This window comes from Variovorax sp. PBL-E5, assembly GCF_901827185.1.
Taxonomy (GTDB): Bacteria; Pseudomonadota; Gammaproteobacteria; order Burkholderiales; family Burkholderiaceae_C; genus Variovorax.
The window spans coordinates 3,992,283-4,009,355 of the sequence record NZ_LR594671.1; the positions used below are offsets into that span (position 1 = coordinate 3,992,283).

General features: G+C 66.8%; 17 protein-coding genes and 1 pseudogene. 4 read left to right on the forward strand and 14 right to left on the reverse strand.

Annotation, left to right across the window (positions count from 1 at the left end; translation table 11 throughout):
- Window positions 1-2: 2 nt before the first annotated feature.
- The 8 genes from WDLP6_RS19445 to WDLP6_RS19480 are packed head-to-tail and all read right to left on the reverse strand — an operon-like array spanning window position 3 to window position 6,140.
- Complete coding sequence (locus tag WDLP6_RS19445; RefSeq protein ID WP_162593677.1) at window positions 3-575, reverse strand: response regulator; 573 nt, start codon at window positions 573-575, stop codon at window positions 3-5.
- The gene (locus tag WDLP6_RS19450) at window positions 572-1,486 is read right to left on the reverse strand and encodes an ATP-binding protein (RefSeq protein ID WP_232077497.1); all 915 of its coding nucleotides are present in this window, start codon (window positions 1,484-1,486) and stop codon (window positions 572-574) included. The genes WDLP6_RS19445 and WDLP6_RS19450 overlap by 4 nt, the downstream gene beginning before the upstream one ends.
- Window positions 1,483-2,202, reverse strand: a complete 720-nt coding sequence (locus WDLP6_RS19455) for a hypothetical protein (protein WP_232077130.1) — start codon at window positions 2,200-2,202, stop codon at window positions 1,483-1,485. Before WDLP6_RS19455 ends, WDLP6_RS19450 begins: the two co-directional genes overlap by 4 nt.
- Window position 2,203: 1 nt before the next feature.
- On the reverse strand, window positions 2,204-2,698 hold the full coding sequence (locus WDLP6_RS19460) for a hypothetical protein (protein WP_162568783.1): 495 nt from the start codon (window positions 2,696-2,698) through the stop codon (window positions 2,204-2,206).
- Window positions 2,695-3,300 carry a hypothetical protein gene (locus WDLP6_RS19465; RefSeq protein WP_232077131.1) on the reverse strand — a complete coding sequence of 202 codons (606 nt, stop codon included), beginning with the start codon at window positions 3,298-3,300 and terminating at the stop codon, window positions 2,695-2,697. Before WDLP6_RS19465 ends, WDLP6_RS19460 begins: the two co-directional genes overlap by 4 nt.
- Before the next feature lies 1 nt (window position 3,301).
- The gene (locus WDLP6_RS19470; protein WP_232077133.1) at window positions 3,302-4,009 is read right to left on the reverse strand and encodes a MotA/TolQ/ExbB proton channel family protein; all 708 of its coding nucleotides are present in this window, start codon (window positions 4,007-4,009) and stop codon (window positions 3,302-3,304) included.
- Window positions 3,988-4,332 carry a high-potential iron-sulfur protein gene (locus WDLP6_RS19475; protein WP_162593679.1) on the reverse strand — a complete coding sequence of 115 codons (345 nt, stop codon included), beginning with the start codon at window positions 4,330-4,332 and terminating at the stop codon, window positions 3,988-3,990. The genes WDLP6_RS19470 and WDLP6_RS19475 overlap by 22 nt, the downstream gene beginning before the upstream one ends.
- Before the next feature lie 14 nt (window positions 4,333-4,346).
- Complete coding sequence (locus WDLP6_RS19480; RefSeq protein WP_162593680.1) at window positions 4,347-6,140, reverse strand: PQQ-dependent methanol/ethanol family dehydrogenase; 1,794 nt, start codon at window positions 6,138-6,140, stop codon at window positions 4,347-4,349.
- A gap of 262 nt (window positions 6,141-6,402) precedes the next feature.
- Here WDLP6_RS19480 and WDLP6_RS19485 point away from each other — a divergent pair, with 262 nt between their 5' ends.
- On the forward strand, window positions 6,403-8,334 hold the full coding sequence (locus tag WDLP6_RS19485) for a dipeptidyl-peptidase 5 (RefSeq protein WP_162593681.1): 1,932 nt from the start codon (window positions 6,403-6,405) through the stop codon (window positions 8,332-8,334).
- 48 nt (window positions 8,335-8,382) lie between these two features.
- Here WDLP6_RS19485 and WDLP6_RS19490 read toward each other — a convergent pair.
- Both WDLP6_RS19490 and ilvB read right to left on the reverse strand, forming a co-directional pair.
- Window positions 8,383-8,649, reverse strand: a pseudogene (locus tag WDLP6_RS19490) (sugar transferase); the annotation flags it as partial.
- A 119-nt stretch (window positions 8,650-8,768) separates the two neighbouring features.
- Complete coding sequence (gene ilvB / locus WDLP6_RS19495) at window positions 8,769-10,550, reverse strand: biosynthetic-type acetolactate synthase large subunit (protein WP_162593683.1); 1,782 nt, start codon at window positions 10,548-10,550, stop codon at window positions 8,769-8,771.
- Window positions 10,551-10,614: 64 nt separating this feature from the next.
- On the opposite strand from ilvB, the gene WDLP6_RS19500 reads away from it, so the two are divergent.
- From WDLP6_RS19500 to WDLP6_RS19510, 3 genes are all read left to right on the forward strand, one after another.
- Window positions 10,615-11,109: an Lrp/AsnC family transcriptional regulator gene (locus tag WDLP6_RS19500; RefSeq protein WP_162568790.1), complete on the forward strand. Its 495-nt coding sequence runs from the start codon at window positions 10,615-10,617 to the stop codon at window positions 11,107-11,109.
- 139 nt (window positions 11,110-11,248) lie between these two features.
- The gene (locus tag WDLP6_RS19505; RefSeq protein WP_197910177.1) at window positions 11,249-11,869 is read left to right on the forward strand and encodes a MarR family winged helix-turn-helix transcriptional regulator; all 621 of its coding nucleotides are present in this window, start codon (window positions 11,249-11,251) and stop codon (window positions 11,867-11,869) included.
- 145 nt (window positions 11,870-12,014) lie between these two features.
- A complete protein-coding gene (locus WDLP6_RS19510; protein WP_162593684.1) occupies window positions 12,015-12,212 on the forward strand; it encodes a hypothetical protein in 198 nt (65 codons plus the stop codon).
- A gap of 50 nt (window positions 12,213-12,262) precedes the next feature.
- On the opposite strand, the gene WDLP6_RS19515 is transcribed toward WDLP6_RS19510, so the two are convergent.
- From WDLP6_RS19515 to orn, 4 genes are all read right to left on the reverse strand, one after another.
- On the reverse strand, window positions 12,263-13,834 hold the full coding sequence (locus WDLP6_RS19515; RefSeq protein WP_162593685.1) for a DHA2 family efflux MFS transporter permease subunit: 1,572 nt from the start codon (window positions 13,832-13,834) through the stop codon (window positions 12,263-12,265).
- Window positions 13,831-14,301 (reverse strand): MarR family winged helix-turn-helix transcriptional regulator, encoded by a 471-nt coding sequence (locus WDLP6_RS19520; protein ID WP_162593686.1) that lies wholly within the window; start codon window positions 14,299-14,301, stop codon window positions 13,831-13,833. The genes WDLP6_RS19515 and WDLP6_RS19520 overlap by 4 nt, the downstream gene beginning before the upstream one ends.
- A 119-nt stretch (window positions 14,302-14,420) precedes the next feature.
- Entirely contained in the window at window positions 14,421-16,205 is a 1,785-nt protein-coding gene (locus tag WDLP6_RS19525) for a DEAD/DEAH box helicase (protein ID WP_162593687.1), read from the reverse strand.
- Window positions 16,206-16,418: 213 nt separating this feature from the next.
- Window positions 16,419-17,015 (reverse strand): oligoribonuclease, encoded by a 597-nt coding sequence (gene orn, locus WDLP6_RS19530; RefSeq protein ID WP_162593688.1) that lies wholly within the window; start codon window positions 17,013-17,015, stop codon window positions 16,419-16,421.
- Between the last annotated feature and the right edge of the window lie 58 nt (window positions 17,016-17,073).

A 17,073-nucleotide genomic window follows, 5' to 3' on the forward strand; every position in this document is an offset into this window, starting at 1 on the left:
CGTCATTCGTTCGGATGGACGCATGTGCGCCCATCGCCCAAGGTAAGAGGATCGGCGCCGCGGCGACAGGGAAAACTTCCCGCTGTCGATTCAGCACGCCTCGGAGGGGATGAGCCCGTGGCGAATCGCCAGGTGCGCCATGGCGGGACGCCCGGCGCTTCGGCGGCACCGTCGAGCAGCCGTTGCGGCAGGCCCGGGCTCAGGTAGCGCCGGCCTTCCAGCACCGTGTGCACGGCATCGATCAGGCACTCGGGCGCGCTGCTCTTCGAGACGAAGCCCAGCGCCCCGAGTTCGAGCGCGCGGCGCACCAGCATCTCGCTGTCGTGCATGCTGAAGATCAGCGTGCGTGCGTTCGCCACGCGCTCGCGCAGGCGGCGGATCAGCTCGAGTCCGCTGCTGCCCGGCATCGACAGGTCGGTGACGGTGAGATCCGGCTCGTGGCGGGCGAACAGCGCGCAGGCTTCGTCGGCATGCCCTGCTTGCGCGACCACGGTCATGTCGCCGTCCTGCTCCAGCAAGTGCCGGTAGCCGGCCCGCACCACCGGGTGGTCGTCGACGAGCAGCAGGCGGATCATGCGGCGCCCTTGCGCGGCAAGGCGTGTGCAGCGGGCAGCTGCATCCGCACGCACATGCCCGATCCCGGCGCGCTGAAGGCGTCGAACGCGCCGCCCAGCGCCGCGGCCCGCTCCGCCGCGCCGCGCAGACCGAAGCCGCGCGTGGAGGCGGCAGGCGCGACACCGCGGCCGTTGTCCTCGATGCACAGCGCAAGGCCCGCAGGCGTCGATGCCAGCTCGACCTGCACGCGCGTGGCCTCCGCATGGCGAATCACATTGGCGAGCGCTTCCTGCGTCACGCGGTAGACCGCGGTGTCGACGGCCTCGCCCAGACCGCACAGCGGGCCCCGATGCTGGAAGATGCACGCGGTGCCGCTGCGCATCGACCAGTCGGTGCAGAGCGATTCGAGTGCGGCAATGAGCCCGAGTTCGTCGAGTTCGGCCGGTCGCAGCTTGTGCAGCAGACGCCGCACGCCGTCCTGCAGCAGTTCGGCGGACGATGAAACGCGCCGGGCCGCCTCGCCGATCTGGTCCAGCGCACGCGAGCGCTGGATGTAGGTGGCCTCGATGCGGATCGCGGTGCAGTGCTGGGCCAGCTCGTCGTGCAGCTCGCGCGCCAGGGCCACGCGCTCGCTTTCCTGCACGGCGATGAGTTGCTGCGCCAGCTCGCGGTTGCGGGCGAGCCATCGTGCTGTCTCCCGGCGCCGGCGCCACGCATACCACACCAGGCCGAGCGACAAGGCGACGAACGCCGTGGGCAGCTCGTCGATCTGCCATGCCTCGTGACGGACAAAGGCCACGGCCAGCCGCTCGTGCAGCTCGAACACGCTGGACAGCGCGAAGGTCGCCGCCGCGAGCACCAGCACCCGGGCCAGATCGACTCGCCACGAAGGGCCGGCGCCGCGATGCGCGGCATGCATCGACGCGATCATTGCCACGACACCAGCTCGAGCGTGCGCGTGCCGCCCGTGAGATAGGCGAGCCGCTGCGCGGGCTCGGTTCGCTCCACCCGGACCAGGCCCACGCCCGCGCAATACCACTCGGTGGTGCTCAAGGGCATGTCGCGCCAGCCGCGCACCGGGTCGGCGTAGAGCCGCAACGCGGCTGTGCCCTTGACGCGCAGGCAGCGGTCGAAGTGGCCGGCCGGCACGTCCACCGCATCGTCCTCGGCCTCGATCTGGAAGTTCATCGGCACGTCCGGATGGGTGTAGCGGACTTCGCGCGGGAACTCGTTGCGCCGCATGAGCAGGTACGGCACGGTGCTCGCCCGCCATTGCGTGCCCCGGACGAAGGGCGCGCGCAGCACGAAGCGAAGCGGCTTGTCGGGCTTCGGCGCCGGGTCGAGATCGCTCTTGCTCGCCACGCGGTAGATGCCGGTCGAATCCGAGCGCAGCCAGTAGTCCACGCCGCTGTCGCTGCGCCGGCGCCATGCCGATCCGCCTTCGATCGCGGGGTCGGATTCGGCGCCGAGCGTGCGCATGACCAGGGTCTCGCGCTCGGCCGTGCCGTCTTCGGCCTGGGTGATGACGCGATAGGTCCAGCGGTGGCCGGCGTCGAGCGGAAACAGTGAAGCGGAGGTGCCGGCCTGCTCACAACCTGCGATCGATGCGAGGCATGCGACACACAACGCGGCGCGGCGAAGACCCATGTCATTTCTCCGGCAGTTGCGGCACCGGCATGTCGCGCAGCTTGATGACCGTCTCGTCATGGCCCGGCCGCAACCATGCGAGCCCTTTCTTGCCGGCCTTGGGCTCGCTGGTGCCGATCTGTGTCACGCCTTCGCGAATCTTCTTCATGCCGTCGTTGAGCAGCGAATGCAGGTCCTTGTCGTACGGCAGTTGAAAGGCGCGCGGCTGCGCTGCCGGCTTGCCGTCTTCGATGGCGTTGACCCAGATGTAGAGCCCGCCGGCTCGCTGGCCGGCGGGCTCGTCGATCACGGCGGCGAGCAGCACGAAGCGCTCGGGCATCGCGTCGGGGCTGGGCCATCCCCACATCCGGTGCACCACCTCGTCCGCGAAGAAATAAAGACAGGTCACGCCGACCACCAGCAGCCCCTTGAGCCAGGCCGGCCAACTCGACCACAGCAAGGCGAGCACCAGCAGCAGGACCAGGATGGCGAAGCTCAGGACGAGGCCGAGGGTCATCGCATCCGCACCAGCTTCTTGGGCAAGGTGTTGACGTTGGCGATGCGGCCGTCGGGCAGGATGGTGAAGCGCGCCGCAGTCGCCTCGTCGCCGGCCCGCGCCAGCGTGAGCTTGCCGTGGAACGCGATCTCGGCGCGCGGATTCACCTTGGTGACCGACACCGTCACTTCCACCGGTTGCCCGTCGCGCGACTGGTAGTACTGGACGTTGACCGTGAATTCGCCGGGGACGATGCCGCGCACCGTCACCACTTCCTGGCGGAACGGGCTGACGATGCGTTGGCCGTCGACCAGCGTCGATGCGTTCGCGTCGCCGCGGTCGTCACGGTCGAGGTACATCAGGCCGGCCTCGCGCTGCCGGAACCACACCAGGTTGCCGGCCGGATCCTGCACCCAGGTGTCGATGTCGTTCGGATTGCGATCGGGCCAGTCGACGGTGATGAGGTATTCGGCCTTCGACGGAATGTCCCCGGCCTTGAGCGCCTTCGGGTTCATCGCCAGCAGCGCCACGATGAAGCAGAAGACGAAGGCGATCAGCATGTTGAAGAGCATGTCGTAGAAGGGATCGACCTCGGCTTCGCGACGGACGTGACGGCGGCGCACGTCAGGCTCCGGGGATGGCCTGCCCTGCCAGTCCGATGCGCTGGATGTCGGCGACCAGCTGGTCGGCATAGCGATCGAGCCGCGTGAGCTGCAAGCCGAGCAGGATGTTGCCGACCAGCCCGACCATCGTGGTGAGCAGCGCCACGCCGAGGCCTGCCGTGAGGCTGCGCAACAGGTCCTGCGATTGCGCCGGGTCGAAGCTTCGCGTGTTGCCGATGTCCAGCGCCAGGATCGAAAAGCCGATCACCTTGCCGAGCAGGCCCAGCTTGAGCTGCGCGCCGTTCACCCACCATGCCGTGGCATGGGCGCCGTGCGTGCGCTCCATCAGCAGGTCGAGTGCGGTGTCGGCATCGGTCTTGTCATGCGACAGCACGCGCCAGTAGTCGGCGGCCCAGCACGCGGCTGCCGCGCCGCGTGCGCGCGCATCGTCGAGCGCGACGCGCTGTGCCTGCAGCACGCGCGCGCGTGCGCCGCACCACAGGGTCGCGGCGGCAAACACGATCACGATGGCCAGCGTGATGCCGGTCGGATCGGAGCGCAGCAACAGCGCCCACACGCCACGCGCGCCCAGCAGCCAGGTGGCGAAGGCGAAGGCGCCGGCCAGCGCGAGCCATTCGAACCACAAGGGCTCGGGCGCCGGCACCGCACGGCGCGGGCGGCCCGCTGCCCAGCGTCTGCCCGCCGCCCTCAGGCTGGCTTCGGCGCCCATGCCGTGCACCAGCCTTCGGCGGCGACGTGTTTGCGGCCGAACATCGCGCAGCCGGCCCACGGGTCTGCGGCGGCGCCCTGCCACATCGCGCAATTCACGCACCGCTGGGTGGCCGCGTGCCTGGGGTACTTCTTCGCATCGACGTTCCTGGTGTCGTGCCTGTAGCCCAGCTGCACCGCCGTTTCGTCGGCCTCCTCGACGTGGGGCGGCGCGGCCAGGGCACCGACCGGCGTCACGGCCAGCAGGCACATGCCGCCGACCATCCGGCCGACAAGCGCTCTCCTCGTGGCCTCGACGGCCACGCCTTCCTTGCCCTTTTCCATGGCGCCTGCCCCGCTCAGTTGGATGCGACCTTGGCGTCCGCGGCCTTGGCCGTGCGCGGCGCATTGCCGCTGGAGGGGATCTTGAAGACCCACACCATGCCGCCCTGCTCCAGGAGGTTGACCTTCTTGGCCACCTCGCCGCCCCACAGCGGCACCGCGCCGCCCCAGCCCGACACCACGCCCACGTACTGCTCGCCGCCCTGCTGCCAGGTGATGGGCGGCGCCACGACGCCGGAGCCGGTCTGGAACTCCCACACCACCTTGCCCGTCTTCGCGTCGGCGGCCTTCAGGTAGCCTTCGGGCGTGCCCCAGAACACCAGGTTGCCGCCGGTGGTCAGCACACCGCCCCACAGCGGCGCGCCGTTCTTCACTTCCCAGGCGATCTTGCCGGTCTTCGGATCGATCGCGCGCAGCGCGCCGATGTAGTCGTCGTTGAGCGGCTTGATCGTGAAGCCGGCACCCAGGTAGGCCGCGCCCTTCTTGTAGGCGACCGGCTCGTTCCAGATGTCCATGCCCCATTCGTTGGCGGGCACGTAGAACATCTTGGTGTCGGGGCTGTAGGCCATCGGCATCTGGTTCTTGCCGCCGAGGAAGCCCGGCGCGGCGAAGACGGCGCTGCCCTTCTTGCCGTCGGCACCGGCGGTCGGATCGCCGGGCCGGTTGTCCGCGATGAAGTTGGGGCGGCCGGTCTTCAGGTCGATGCCGCTGGCCCAGGTGATTTTCTTGACGAAGGGAAACGCATTGAGCAGCTGGCCCGTGGTCGCATCGTTCACGTAGAAGAAGCCGTTGCGATCCGCCTTGCCGCCGACGCGCTTGCCGTCCATGTCGAAGGTGACGAACTCGTTGACGCCGTCGAAGTCCCAGCTGTCGTTGGGCGTGCCCTGGTAGTGCCACTTGATCTGGCCCGTCTTCACGTCGATCGCCACGGTGGAGCACGAATAGAGGTTGTCGCCCTGGCGCAGGTGGCTGTTCCACGGCGCCGGATTGCCGGTGCCGAAGTAGGCCAGGCCGGTCTTCGGATCGAAGGTGCCGCCGAGCCAGGTGGCCGCTCCGCCCGTCTTCCAGAGATCGCCGGGCCAGCTCTTGTTGGCGGTGCCCGAGATGCCGTTCTCCTTCTTGTTGCCGTCCTTGTCGTAGGTGTAGCCCATGTGGCCTTCGACCGTGGGCCGTGTCCACAGCAGCTTGCCCGTCTTGGGGTCGCGTGCCTCGACGCGGCCGACCACGCCGAACTCGCCGCCGGACACGCCGGTCAGCATCACGCCGTTGGCGATGATCGGCGCGGCCGTGGCCGAGTAGCCTGCCGCGTAGTCGTCGATCTTTTCCTTCCAGACCACGTCGCCGGTGTTCTGGTCGAGCGCCACGAGCTGGGCGTCGAGCGTGGCGAAGATCACCAGGTTGTCGTACAGCGCCGCGCCGCGGTTGACCACGTCGCAGCACGGCATGATGCCTTCGGGCAGACGATGCTCGTACTTCCACAGCTTCTTGCCGGTGGTGGCATCGAGCGCGAAGATGCGCGAGTACGACGCGGTGACGAACATCTTGCCGTTGCTGATGACGGGCTGCGACTCCTGCCCGCGCTGCTTCTCGCCGCCGAACGAGAAGGCCCACACCGGCGCCAGCCTGGCGACCGTGGCGGTGTTGACCTGCTTCAGCGGCGAATAGCGCTGCCCCTGGGTATTGACGCCCCAGGTCAGGATGTTGCCGCTGGCCGTGGCCTCGGACTGGATCATCTTGTCCGTGACCTGTGCGTCGGCCGCAGCCGCGGCCAGGGCGATGGAAATAAGAGCGGTCAAGAGCTTCAATTGCATGGTGTCTCCTCGTGGATGGATATCGCGGTTCGGACGCGCCCCTGTGAGCACGCCCATCACCATGCAGAGGGGCAATGTCCGTGCCACGCGCCGAAGCCGCTGCCGGCGACCGCGTTGTGGCAATAGCGGGCATGTGTCGCGCCATGGCGTGCGGGTTTTCCCGTTGGACTGCTACAAGGTTGAACAGCAGGCGCGGCGGCGACCGTGGCATCTCGCCACAGTGACAATCGGCGGGCGATCCCTACCCCGCGAGCTCTCACCCATGCCCCTTTCGATCACCGTCCCTTTCGGCGCCTGGCCATCGCCCATCACGTCCGAGCGGGTGGCGACGGCCCAGACCACGCTGATCGACGTGCTCCTCCACGAGGGCGTCGTCTACTGGATCGAAGGCAGGCCGCTGGAGGCCGGCCGCCATGTGCTGGTTCGCCTGGGTGACGACGGCGCGGGCGTCGATGTCACGCCGCAGCCTTTTTCCGCCCGCACGCGGGTGCACGAATACGGCGGCGGGGCCGTCGCGCTGGCGGCCGGTGCGGCGTACTTTTCGAACTTCGCCGATCAACGTCTTTACCGGCTCGACGGCTCGGGCGTGCCGACACCACTGACCCTGGCGCCGGCGTCGAACGATGCCGTGCTGCGCTACGCCGATGGGCAGATCGACGCCACGCGCCATCTCTGGATCGGCATCCGCGAGGACCATCGGACGCCTGGCGCCGAGGCCGCCAACACCCTCGTCGCGCTGGGCCTGGGTCCGGCCGGCGGCGAATCGGTGCTCGTGCAAGGGAGCGACTTCTATGCCTCCCCTCGGCTGAGCCCGGATGGTCGGCTGCTTGCATGGCTGGCCTGGGACCATCCCGACATGCCATGGACCGCCACGCGACTGTGGGTCGGCGAGTTCGACGGCGCGGCGGTCACGAATGCGGTCATGGTGGCGGGCGGCCCAGGCGAATCGGTGTTCCAGCCGGAGTGGTCGCCCGATGGCCTGCTCCACTATGTCTCGGACCGTTCGGGCTGGTGGAACATCTATCGGCGCGAAGCGAGCGGCGCCGCCGTCAACCTGTGTCCCAGGACCGCGGAGTTCGGCCGGGCTCAATGGGGTTTCGGCATGTCGACGTATGCGTTCGTGTCGGCGGACCAACTGGTGTGCACGTACACCGAGGACGGCACCGGCAAGCTCGCACTGCTGAACCTGCAAGGCGGGGCGCTGACGCCGTTCGATCTGCCGTTCACGGAGTTTTCCTCGGTGAGGGCGAGTGCCGGCCGGATCGCGTTCAAGGCGGGCAGCCCCACCGTGGCGGGCGCGGTCGTCGTTCTGGATGCGGCGTCGGGGCATGCTGCGATCGTCCGGAACACCGCGGCCATGGCCGACGACCCGACCCTGCGCGAATACATCTCGACGCCCCGGTTGATCGAGTTCCCCACATCGCCGGGCGAAACCGCCTTCGCGCTGTTCTATCCGCCGGCCAACGCCGACTGCCACGGCCCGCCGGGATCGCTGCCGCCCTTGCTGGTCAAGTGCCACGGCGGCCCCACCTCGTCCGCCTCCAGGAGCCTCGACCTGCGCACGCAGTTCTGGACCAGCCGCGGCATCGCCGTCGTCGACGTGGACTATGGCGGCAGCACGGGCTACGGGCGCGCCTACCGCGACCGGCTTCATCGCATGTGGGGCATCGTCGATGCACGGGACTGCGGCGCGGCCGCGTCGTATCTCGCCGCGAACGGGCTGGTGGATGCGGCGCGCATGGTGATCACCGGCGGCAGTGCCGGCGGCTTCACCGCGCTGAGCTGCCTCACGCATGCAGACCCGGCGCTTCGAGGGCTTTTTCGCGCCGGCGCAAGCCACTATGGCGTGAGCGACCCCGAGGCGCTGACGCGCGACACGCACAAGTTCGAGTCCAGGTACATGGATTGGTTGATCGCACCGTATTCGGACGCCGGTCGTCAGACGTACATCGACCGCTCGCCGGTTCGCAACGCCGGCAGGATCGGCGCGCCGGTCGCCTTCTTTCAAGGCACGGAAGACAGGATCGTGCCGCCCAGCCAGACCGAGGAGATGGTCGCGGCCCTGCGCCGGCGAGGCATCTCCGCGCTGTACCTGCTCTTCGCCGGAGAACAGCACGGGTTCAGGCAGGCCATCCACATCCAATGGGCATTGGACGCGGAACTCTATTTCTACGCTGCGCTGGCATGGAGGTGATCCGTGTCGCACCAGGACGGATGGCAACGCGGAAACAGCGCCCACCCCTCAGGCCTGATCGCCCGTGAATTTCGTCATCGTTGCCTCGCCAGCCGCATGGATGCCATCCCGCGCGCACACCTTTCGAACGGTGAGCCACAGGATCCGGAGATCGAGCCCGATCGAACGGTGATCCACGTACCAGACGTCGAGCTCGAACCTGTCCTTCCACGCCAGGGCGTTGCGGCCATGGACCTGGGCCCAACCGGTGATGCCCGGACGCAGTTCGTGGCGCCGACGCTGCGCGGGCGAATACAAGGGCAGGTATTCCATCAAGCCATGCGCAGGCGCCTCGCCGCGGCCGCAGCCGGCGGCAATGCAACGGAAGAAATGGAGATCTCGGGCGCGCTATGCATCCGCGGCGCAGAGGAGGACGCGGTCAGTTCCGCGGCGCGTCAATCGCCTTCGTACCAGCGGTCCTTGCCCAGCATCACACGATGATGTCCCTGTCCCGACGGCATCATCGGAAAGCAGTTCTCCTGCGCGGCCACCTGCACGTCGAGAAAGAACGGGCCCTCGTAGGCCAGACATTCGGCCAGCGCAGCGTCGAGCTCGGCCGGATCTGACACACGGCGTGCGCCCCAACCGAAAGCCTTGGCCAGCGCGACGAAATCGGGCAGCGCCTCATTCCAGCTGTGACTCAGACGATTGCCATGGTTCAGCTCCTGCCACTGGCGCACCATGCCCATGTAGCCGTTGTTCGAGAGCACCAGCTTGACCGGCACACGATGCTGCATGGCGGTCGACAGCTCCTGGATGTTCATCAGCACCGACGCATCGCCGCTCACGCACACCACCAGCGCGTCCGGATGCGCGATCTGCGCGCCGATCGCTGCGGGCAGGCCGTAGCCCATGGTCCCTGCACCGCCCGAAGTGAGCCAGCGGCGCGGACGCTCGAAGCGCATGTACTGCGCAGCCCACATCTGGTGCTGGCCGACGTCGGTGGAGACGATCGCATCACGGCCTGAAATCGCTTGCTGCAGCGACGTCATCAATTGCTGCGGCAGGATGACTTCCTCGTTCGGCACGAAAGCCAGGCAACGCTGCGCACGCCAATGTTCGATGCGCTGCCACCAGGGCGCCAGCCGCTCGGGCGCCAGACCGCCGAGTTCGGGCATCGCGAGCAACGCATCGAGCACCACACCGCAGTCGCCCACCATCGGCACGTCGACCTGGACCACCTTGTTGATGCTGCTGGGGTCGATGTCGATATGAATCTTGCGTGCGTGCGGACAGAACTCGTCGAGCTTGCCCGTCACGCGGTCATCGAAGCGCGCGCCGACGCAAACCACGAGATCGGCTTCATGCATTGCCAGGTTGGCCTCCAGCGTGCCATGCATGCCCAGCATGCCGACGAAACCTGGATCGGAAGCCGGGAATGCGCCAAGGCCCATCAGCGTCAGCGTGCACGGCGCGCCGAGACGATGCACAAGGCGCGTGAAGGCCTCGCAAGCCGAGGGGCCGGCGTTGATGAGACCGCCTCCGCCATACACGATCGGCCGGCGCGCGGTGGACAGCAGATCCGCCGCGCGTTGCAGACTTCCGCGCGGTGGCTGAGACGCCGCGCCTTCACGGAGGGAGCGCGCCGGTGGCGACGTCGATCCGCGGCCCAGCGGCGTGAGCTGGACGTCCTTCGGTACATCGAGCAGCACCGGTCCCGGCCGTCCCGACGCCGCGATGTCCAGCGCGCGCCGCACCACGGCCGGAATGTCGTCGGCCACCCGTGTCTGGTGGTTCCACTTGGTCACCGGCCGAGACATCCCGAGCGCATCGCTTTCCTGGAACGCATTGGTGCCGATCACGGCAGTGGCGACCTGTCCGCTGATGCACAGCAGCGGCACCGAGTCGCTGATGGCATCGAGCAGCCCCGTGATGGTGTTGCCGACGCCGGGCCCCGAAGTCACGAGCACCACGCCCACGCGCCCGGTGGTACGCGCGTAGCCTTCGGCCGCATGAACGGCGGCCTGCTCATGACGCACAAGCACGTGGCGCAGCCGAGGCTCGCCGTGCAAGGCGTCATAGAGCGGCAGGGCAGCGCCGCCGGGGTAGCCGAAGATCGTGTCGACGCCGCATTCGATCAACGTATGCAGCAGCGCCTCGGCGCCGTTGCGCGCACGCGCTTCGAGAGTGGCTGCATCCAACACGGGGCGAGACAACGAATGGGTAACGGTTTGCATGCGTCGATTCTTCCTAAATTGATGCAGAATTTGCTTCATTCTTTTGTCTGTATCGCGAGTTTTCATGAAAATCAGTCGCCAAAATCAAGATATCCACGAAGAACTGTTCGACAAGCTCGATCTCGCGATCCTGCGTGTGCTGCTGGGCGACTCGCGCAAGACCCTGCAGGAGATCGGCACCGAAGTGGGCCTGTCGCCGACGAGTTGCTGGAACCGCATCAAGAAACTCGAGGCCCAGGGCGTGATCAAGGGCTACACGGTCGACCTCGACGCCGCCAAGCTCGGCTATCGCGACTCGGTCATCGTGCAGCTCACGCTCGAGAGTCACAACGACGAGACGCTCTATGAATTCGGCCGCGTGCTGGCGACCATTCCCGAGATCCAGGAGGCCTATCTGGTTTCCGGCGACTACGACTACTACATCCGCATTGCCGTGCGCGACACGCGCGACTATGAACGGCTGCTGCGCGAGAAGCTCTACAAGATTCCCGGCATCCGGCACAGCCAATCGCACTTCGTGCTGCGCGTGCTCAAGGAAGCAACGGTTCCGCTGGGCTAGCACCATGCGTATCGAAGATGCATTTCTTATCTTTTGAGAAAGATAAATAGATGACATTTAAGATACGACCTCGCGCACCACAGGCCACGCGCCGGACCGAGACATCGATGCCGCGACGAACACCATGGAGACCCTGCAAATGAAGCACGAGACTGGCGCAGCGCGCGGCCGGGCACCCCGAGGCCAAGCGAAAACGAAGCGCCACGCAGCCGCGGCCTCGGCGCCTGTCACGATGGTCGGCCAGCAGATCCAGGAGGACCTGGTCGGCCGTGGCATCCGGCAATGGCGCAACGAGCGGCCCGATCTCGACAGCAGCGGCAAGGCGGTCGTCGGGCGCCTGCTGCGCCTGGAAGAGGTCGTGCTGCGCACGATCAATGCCGTGCTGCAACCCTTGGGTCTGAAATACCAGGAATATGCGGTTCTGGCGACGCTGCGCGTCGCGGGTCCGCCCTATCGCCTGTCTCCGTCGCGGCTTCAGGCGACCTTGCTGTTCACCTCCGGCGGCCTGTCGAACCTGCTGAAGCGGCTGGAGCTCGAAGGCTTCGTGCGCAGATCGACGGATCCCAAAGACGGACGTGGTGTCGTCGTCAAGCTGACCGCCAAGGGCATGCGCATGGCCGACGACGCGATGCCCCGACACGCCGCCGCCGAATTGCATCTGCTGCGGATGTTCGAGCCCGAGCAGCGCGAAATCCTGGCCCAGCTGCTGAGTCGAATGATGGTCGGCAACGCGCCCGAACTCGGGCCGGAATCGGCCTGACATCGGCGTCCGCCGGCATGCGACGGACGCTGGTATCGAAGGCGACTGCGTTGAAAGCGCGGCGTACGCCTACACGGAAGGAACGACGGACCGACAGAATTTCGGTCTTCGCGACACTTTCGAATACATGAACAGAGAAGAAGACATGGACACGCCGTTCGAAGCAAGCGCTGCATCCGCGGATGCGGCGCACGCAGCGACTCGCATGCGTGAAATGGCCCAGCAACGAATCGTCGATACGTTCCGGCGTCAGCTGGACGACGAAGGCCCTGGCCCGACCGACGACGAGTTGCAGAGCTTCGCAAGGCTCGCTCTGGTCGAACAGGCACTGCACAGACGCTAGCTCGGTCAGCGGCCACGCGCGCCGCATGACGCTTGGGGGAGAGCCTCATCCTAATGCGGTACCTCGACCGGCTCGCCCGCATCGGCCCGGGTGCGACGTGGGCTGCGAATCAGCAGCAGCAGCGGAATAGCCGTGAGCGTGATCATCATCATGATCGCGAAATCGTCGAGATAGCCGATCAACGCGCCTTGCCGAGTGACCTCGGCATTCAGCACGGCGAGCCCCGGCATCGTGTCGGGATTCAGCAGCGCGGGCAGGTTGATCAGGCCCTGGTTGCCGGGCGCCACCGTGGCGGCGATTTCGGCATGCGCCCTGCTGGAACCCTCGGTCAACAAGGCCTGCACGATCGAGATGCCCACGCTGCTGCCGATGTTGCGCAGCAGGCTGAAGACCGGCGTGCCCTGGTGGCGCAGTCGAGGCGCCAGCGTCGCGAAGGTCGCGGTCGACAGCGGCACGAAGGTGAATCCGATGCCCAGACCCTGAATGAAGCCCGAGGTGATGATCAGCGTGCTGTCCATCTGCAGCGTCATGCCCGTCATCTGCCAGAGCGAGAATGCCGTCAGACCAAAGCCGATCGCCATGATCGCGCGCACGTCCACGCGCTGCACCAGTCGCCCGACGGCGATCATCGCGATCATGGTGCCGACGCCGCGCGGCGCCGTCACCAGGCCGGTGTAGACCACCGGATAGCCCATCAGCCCCTGCAGGAAATTCGGCAGCAATGCCATCGTCGCGTACAGGATCATGCCGACAATGAATGCGAACAGCAGGCCGGTCACGAAGTTGCGGTCCTTGAGCAGATCGCGATCGAAGAACGAGACGCCCTCCACCGTCCAGGTATGGATGACGAAGAAAGCGAAGGCGATCAGCGCGGCGACCGCTTCGAGCTTGATCTCCCACGAATCGAACCAGTCGAGCTGCTCGCCCCGATCGAGGAAAAGCTGCAGCATCCCGATGGCCAGGCTCAGCGTGACGAAGCCGAAGATGTCCAGTCGCTCGCCCTTCGGCCGGCTTTCGGGCAGGTAGCGTCCGATGCCCCACAGGGCGATCAGCCCGACCGGCAGGTTGATGAAGAACACCCACCGCCAGTCGAAATTCTCGGTCAGCCAGCCGCCCAGCATCGGGCCGAGGATGGGCCCCACCATGATGCCCGCGCCCCAGATCGCCATCGCCTGGCCGACCTTCTCGCGCGGATTGATGTCCAGCAGCACTGCCTGCGACAGCGGCACCAGCGACGCACCGAAAATACCTTGCAGCAGCCGCGCCGCGACGATACCCAGGAGTGAAGTCGCCAACCCGCACAGCGCCGACGCGACGGTGAAGCCGATCACCGAAATCAGGAACACCTTGCGCCGGCCCCATTGGCCGCAAAGCCACCCCGTCAGCGGCAGCGCGATGGCGGCGGCCACGATGTACGAGGTGAGCACCCAGGTGATCTGATCCTGCGAGGCCTGCAGGCTGCCTTGCATGTGCGGCAGCGCCACGTTGGCGATCGTGGTGTCGAGCGCCTGCATGATGGTCGCCAACATGATCGAGATGGTGATCATCCCGCGATGCGCTACGCCGGTGCCGGGCTGCAGCGACGCAGGTGCGGAGCCGGCCCGCAGCGCAATGGCGCTCATCGAGCCTGCTCCGCGTCCTCGAGATCCAGTGCCATCAACCCCTGGCGCGCCTTGCCCAGCAGCGCCAGCAGTTGCGCGCGCTCGGCGGACGTGAACGCAGCAAGCGCCCGGGCGTGCAGCGAATCACTGATCGTGAGGGCGGCATCGAGCGCTTTTTCCGCACTCGGCGCCAGATGAACGCGATTGACGCGGCGGTCGCTGCTGCTCGGCTCGCGCCGCAGCCAGCCCGCGGCCTCCAGGCGATCGCAAAGACCGCCGACCGCCATCGCGCTCAGGTCCAGGCGCTGCGCGAGCTCCACTTGCGAAAGCGGTTGCTCGTCACCTCGCATGGCCAGCGCGCCGAGCACCCGGCACTGCGCACGCGAAAGACCGATGCGCTTGCGCGCCAGCCGGTCGAACTGCTGGCCATAGAGCTTCGCGACGTCGTTGACCAGGAATCCGAAGCGCTGGGTGAAGTCTCTCTTCATAAGAGATGTGATTATAAATATACTTATTAAATTTCACCAGTCGCCAAAAGCAAAAAGCCCGCGCTTCGGAGAAGCACGGGCTCTTGAATTGGCGCAGCAGCCACAAGGGCTGCGCGGGATCAGCGCGTAGGCTTGAAAGAACGCTTCTGCGCGTCGCGGGGCACGAAGACCTTGCCTCCGCCACCGCCGCCATGCGCGCCTGGGCCGCGCGGCGCGCTGTCGCCAAAGCCTGGCTTGCGGCCGTAGCCACCTTCGTCGCGCCCCGCGCCGAAGCCTGCATGGCCCCGGTCCTGGAAGCCGCGCGGTGCCGGTGCGGCGGGGCCACGCGAACCACGGTCATTGAAACCGCTGGCGCCCGCATAGCCGCCGCCACTGCGGTGACCACCACCACCGCCGCCGAACTTGCGGTCACGCGAATGGTTGTCGCGGCTGTCGCGGCCTCGGCCGCCGAAGTCGCCCTGCGGACGCGCTTGCGGCGAGCGCTGCTGCGGCTCGAGGCCGGGAATGACTTCGGCCTTGAACTGCTGCCGGCTGTAGGCCTCGATGTCGAAGATCTTGCGGCGATCGCGGAACTCGGCGAAGGTCACGGCCAGACCGTCGCGCCCGGCCCGACCCGTGCGGCCGATGCGGTGGGTGTAGTCCTCGGCCTTCATCGGCAGGCCGAAGTTGAAGACGTGCGTGATGGTCGGCACGTCGATGCCGCGCGCGGCCACGTCGGTGGCGACGAGGATCTGGACCTGGCCCTGGCGCAGCGCCATCAGCCGGCGATTGCGCAAGCCCTGGCTCAGCGCGCCGTGCAGCGCCACGGCGCTGAAGCCATCCTGCTGCAGATCGTTGGCGAGACCGTCGCATTCGACTTGCGTGCTCGCGAACACGATGGCCTGGTTGAGGGTGGTATCGCGCAGCCAGTGGTCGAGCAGCTTGCGCTTGTGCTGCATGCTGTCGGCCCAGAACAGCACCTGCTTGATGTTGACGTGCTTTTCCTGCGGGCTGTCGATGGTCACGCGCTGCGGCTCGCGCATCACGCGCTGCGCCAGCTGCTGGATGCGGGGCGCGAAGGTCGCGCTGAACATCATGGTCTGCTGGCGCTCGATGGTGAGCTGGTTGACTTCGGCGAGGTCGTCCGAGAAGCCGAGGTCGAGCATGCGGTCGGCCTCGTCGACGACCAGGAACTTGACCTGGTCGAGCTTGATCTGCATCGAGCGCTGAAGGTCGAGCAGGCGGCCCGGCGTGGCGACCACGAGGTCGGCGTTCTGCAGTTTGGCGATCTGCAACTGGTAAGGCATGCCGCCGACCACGCTGGCGATGCGCAGCCCACGGCAGTGCTTGACCAGGTCGATGGCATCGTGCGCGACTTGCTGTGCGAGTTCGCGCGTGGGGCAAAGGATCAGGGCGCCGGGTGTGGCCGCCTTGAAGTGGCGCGCGTTGGTCGGATCCTTGCGCTTGGGCTTCTTCGGCGGCGCTTCGCCGCGTGCGGCGGCTTCGGCTGCAAGACGCTGGAATTCGGCCTTGGCCGCGGCCTCGGCTTCGGCCTGGCGCTGCAGCAGCGTGTGCAGCACGGGCAGCAGGAAAGCCGCCGTCTTGCCGCTGCCGGTCTGGCTCGACACCATCAGGTCGACGAAACGCGTGGCGCCGCCGGCGCTGCCGCTGGCCGTCATGGCGCGAGGAATCACCTGTTCCTGCACCGTGGTGGGCTGGGTGAAGCCGAGGTCTTCGACCGCGGCGATCAGCTCGGGGGCCAGACCCAGCTTGATGAAGCCATTGGGCAGCTTCGGCGGCTCGACCGCATCGACCGCATCGAAAACAGCGGGGGCTTCACTGGTGGAAAAGGATTCGCGCTCGGCGGCGAAATCATCGGATTGCACAGGCGCGAAGTCGCCCTGCGCTTCAAAAGCGTCGGTCATTCAAAAATTCTCATGCGCGAGCGTTGCCGTGGGCGACGCTCCGTCGGTGGTGAAAAACATCAACCATCCAACGACGTTCAGCAAGGACTTTCGTCTTTGCTGCGGCCCGATCAAAGGGGCGCGATGTGCAAGATAGGGAGATGCAAGAAACGCTGCCGCAACCTATTGCGCTGCAGCGAAGCCCGTGATTATCGCACGGCCCCGGGTTTTTACCTAATCCTGCAGCCGCAGAAAGGTCTGCCGGTAGTGCGCGAGTTCCTCGATCGACTCGTGCACGTCCGCCAATGCGGTGTGGGCCTGCTGCTTCTTGAACGCGGCATAGGCAGCCGGCTTCCAGCGCTTGGCAAGTTCCTTCAAGGTGCTGACGTCGAGATTGCGGTAATGGAAGTACGCCTCCAGCTTCGGCATGTATTTCACCAGGAAGCGCCGGTCCTGCCCGATGGTGTTGCCGCACATCGGTGAGCCGTGCTTCGGGATGTAGCGGGAGATGAAGTCGATCAGTTGCTTCTCCGCTACCGCTTCGTCCAGTGCGGAGGCCTTGACCTTCTCGATCAGCCCGCTGCGGCCGTGCGTGCCCTTGTTCCAGGCATCCATGCCGTCAAGGACCTCGTCGCTCTGATGGATGACGAGCACGGGGCCATCGATGCGCGGCTCGAGATCGGGGCCGGTCACGACCACGGCGATCTCGAGCAGGCGTTCCTTTTCGGGATCGAGGCCACTCATCTCGCAATCGAGCCAGACGAGGTTCTGATCGCTCTTCTTGAGCGTGGTGGCGGGCACGGGCGCAGTCGGGTCCAGGGATTCGGGCATCGGGCGATTGTCGTCGATGGCCCCACTCACGAATGGGAAACGCGCGGGCTAAACTCCA

Excerpts from the sequence above, each read along its gene's own strand:
- WDLP6_RS19445 (WP_162593677.1), bottom strand. The coding sequence starts at position 575 with ATGATCCGCCTGCTGCTCGTCGACGACCACCCGGTGGTGCGGGCCGGC.
- WDLP6_RS19450 (WP_232077497.1), bottom strand. The coding sequence starts at position 1,486 with ATGATCGCGTCGATGCATGCCGCGCATCGCGGCGCCGGCCCTTCGTGG.
- WDLP6_RS19455 (WP_232077130.1), bottom strand. The coding sequence starts at position 2,202 with ATGGGTCTTCGCCGCGCCGCGTTGTGTGTCGCATGCCTCGCATCGATC.
- WDLP6_RS19460 (WP_162568783.1), bottom strand. The coding sequence starts at position 2,698 with ATGACCCTCGGCCTCGTCCTGAGCTTCGCCATCCTGGTCCTGCTGCTG.
- WDLP6_RS19470 (WP_232077133.1), bottom strand. The coding sequence starts at position 4,009 with ATGGGCGCCGAAGCCAGCCTGAGGGCGGCGGGCAGACGCTGGGCAGCG.
- WDLP6_RS19475 (WP_162593679.1), bottom strand. The coding sequence starts at position 4,332 with ATGGAAAAGGGCAAGGAAGGCGTGGCCGTCGAGGCCACGAGGAGAGCG.
- WDLP6_RS19480 (WP_162593680.1), bottom strand. The coding sequence starts at position 6,140 with ATGCAATTGAAGCTCTTGACCGCTCTTATTTCCATCGCCCTGGCCGCG.
- WDLP6_RS19485 (WP_162593681.1), top strand. The coding sequence starts at position 6,403 with ATGCCCCTTTCGATCACCGTCCCTTTCGGCGCCTGGCCATCGCCCATC.
- ilvB (WP_162593683.1), bottom strand. The coding sequence starts at position 10,550 with ATGCAAACCGTTACCCATTCGTTGTCTCGCCCCGTGTTGGATGCAGCC.
- WDLP6_RS19500 (WP_162568790.1), top strand. The coding sequence starts at position 10,615 with ATGAAAATCAGTCGCCAAAATCAAGATATCCACGAAGAACTGTTCGAC.
- WDLP6_RS19505 (WP_197910177.1), top strand. The coding sequence starts at position 11,249 with ATGAAGCACGAGACTGGCGCAGCGCGCGGCCGGGCACCCCGAGGCCAA.
- WDLP6_RS19510 (WP_162593684.1), top strand. The coding sequence starts at position 12,015 with ATGGACACGCCGTTCGAAGCAAGCGCTGCATCCGCGGATGCGGCGCAC.
- WDLP6_RS19515 (WP_162593685.1), bottom strand. The coding sequence starts at position 13,834 with ATGAGCGCCATTGCGCTGCGGGCCGGCTCCGCACCTGCGTCGCTGCAG.
- WDLP6_RS19520 (WP_162593686.1), bottom strand. The coding sequence starts at position 14,301 with ATGAAGAGAGACTTCACCCAGCGCTTCGGATTCCTGGTCAACGACGTC.
- WDLP6_RS19525 (WP_162593687.1), bottom strand. The coding sequence starts at position 16,205 with ATGACCGACGCTTTTGAAGCGCAGGGCGACTTCGCGCCTGTGCAATCC.
- orn (WP_162593688.1), bottom strand. The coding sequence starts at position 17,015 with ATGCCCGAATCCCTGGACCCGACTGCGCCCGTGCCCGCCACCACGCTC.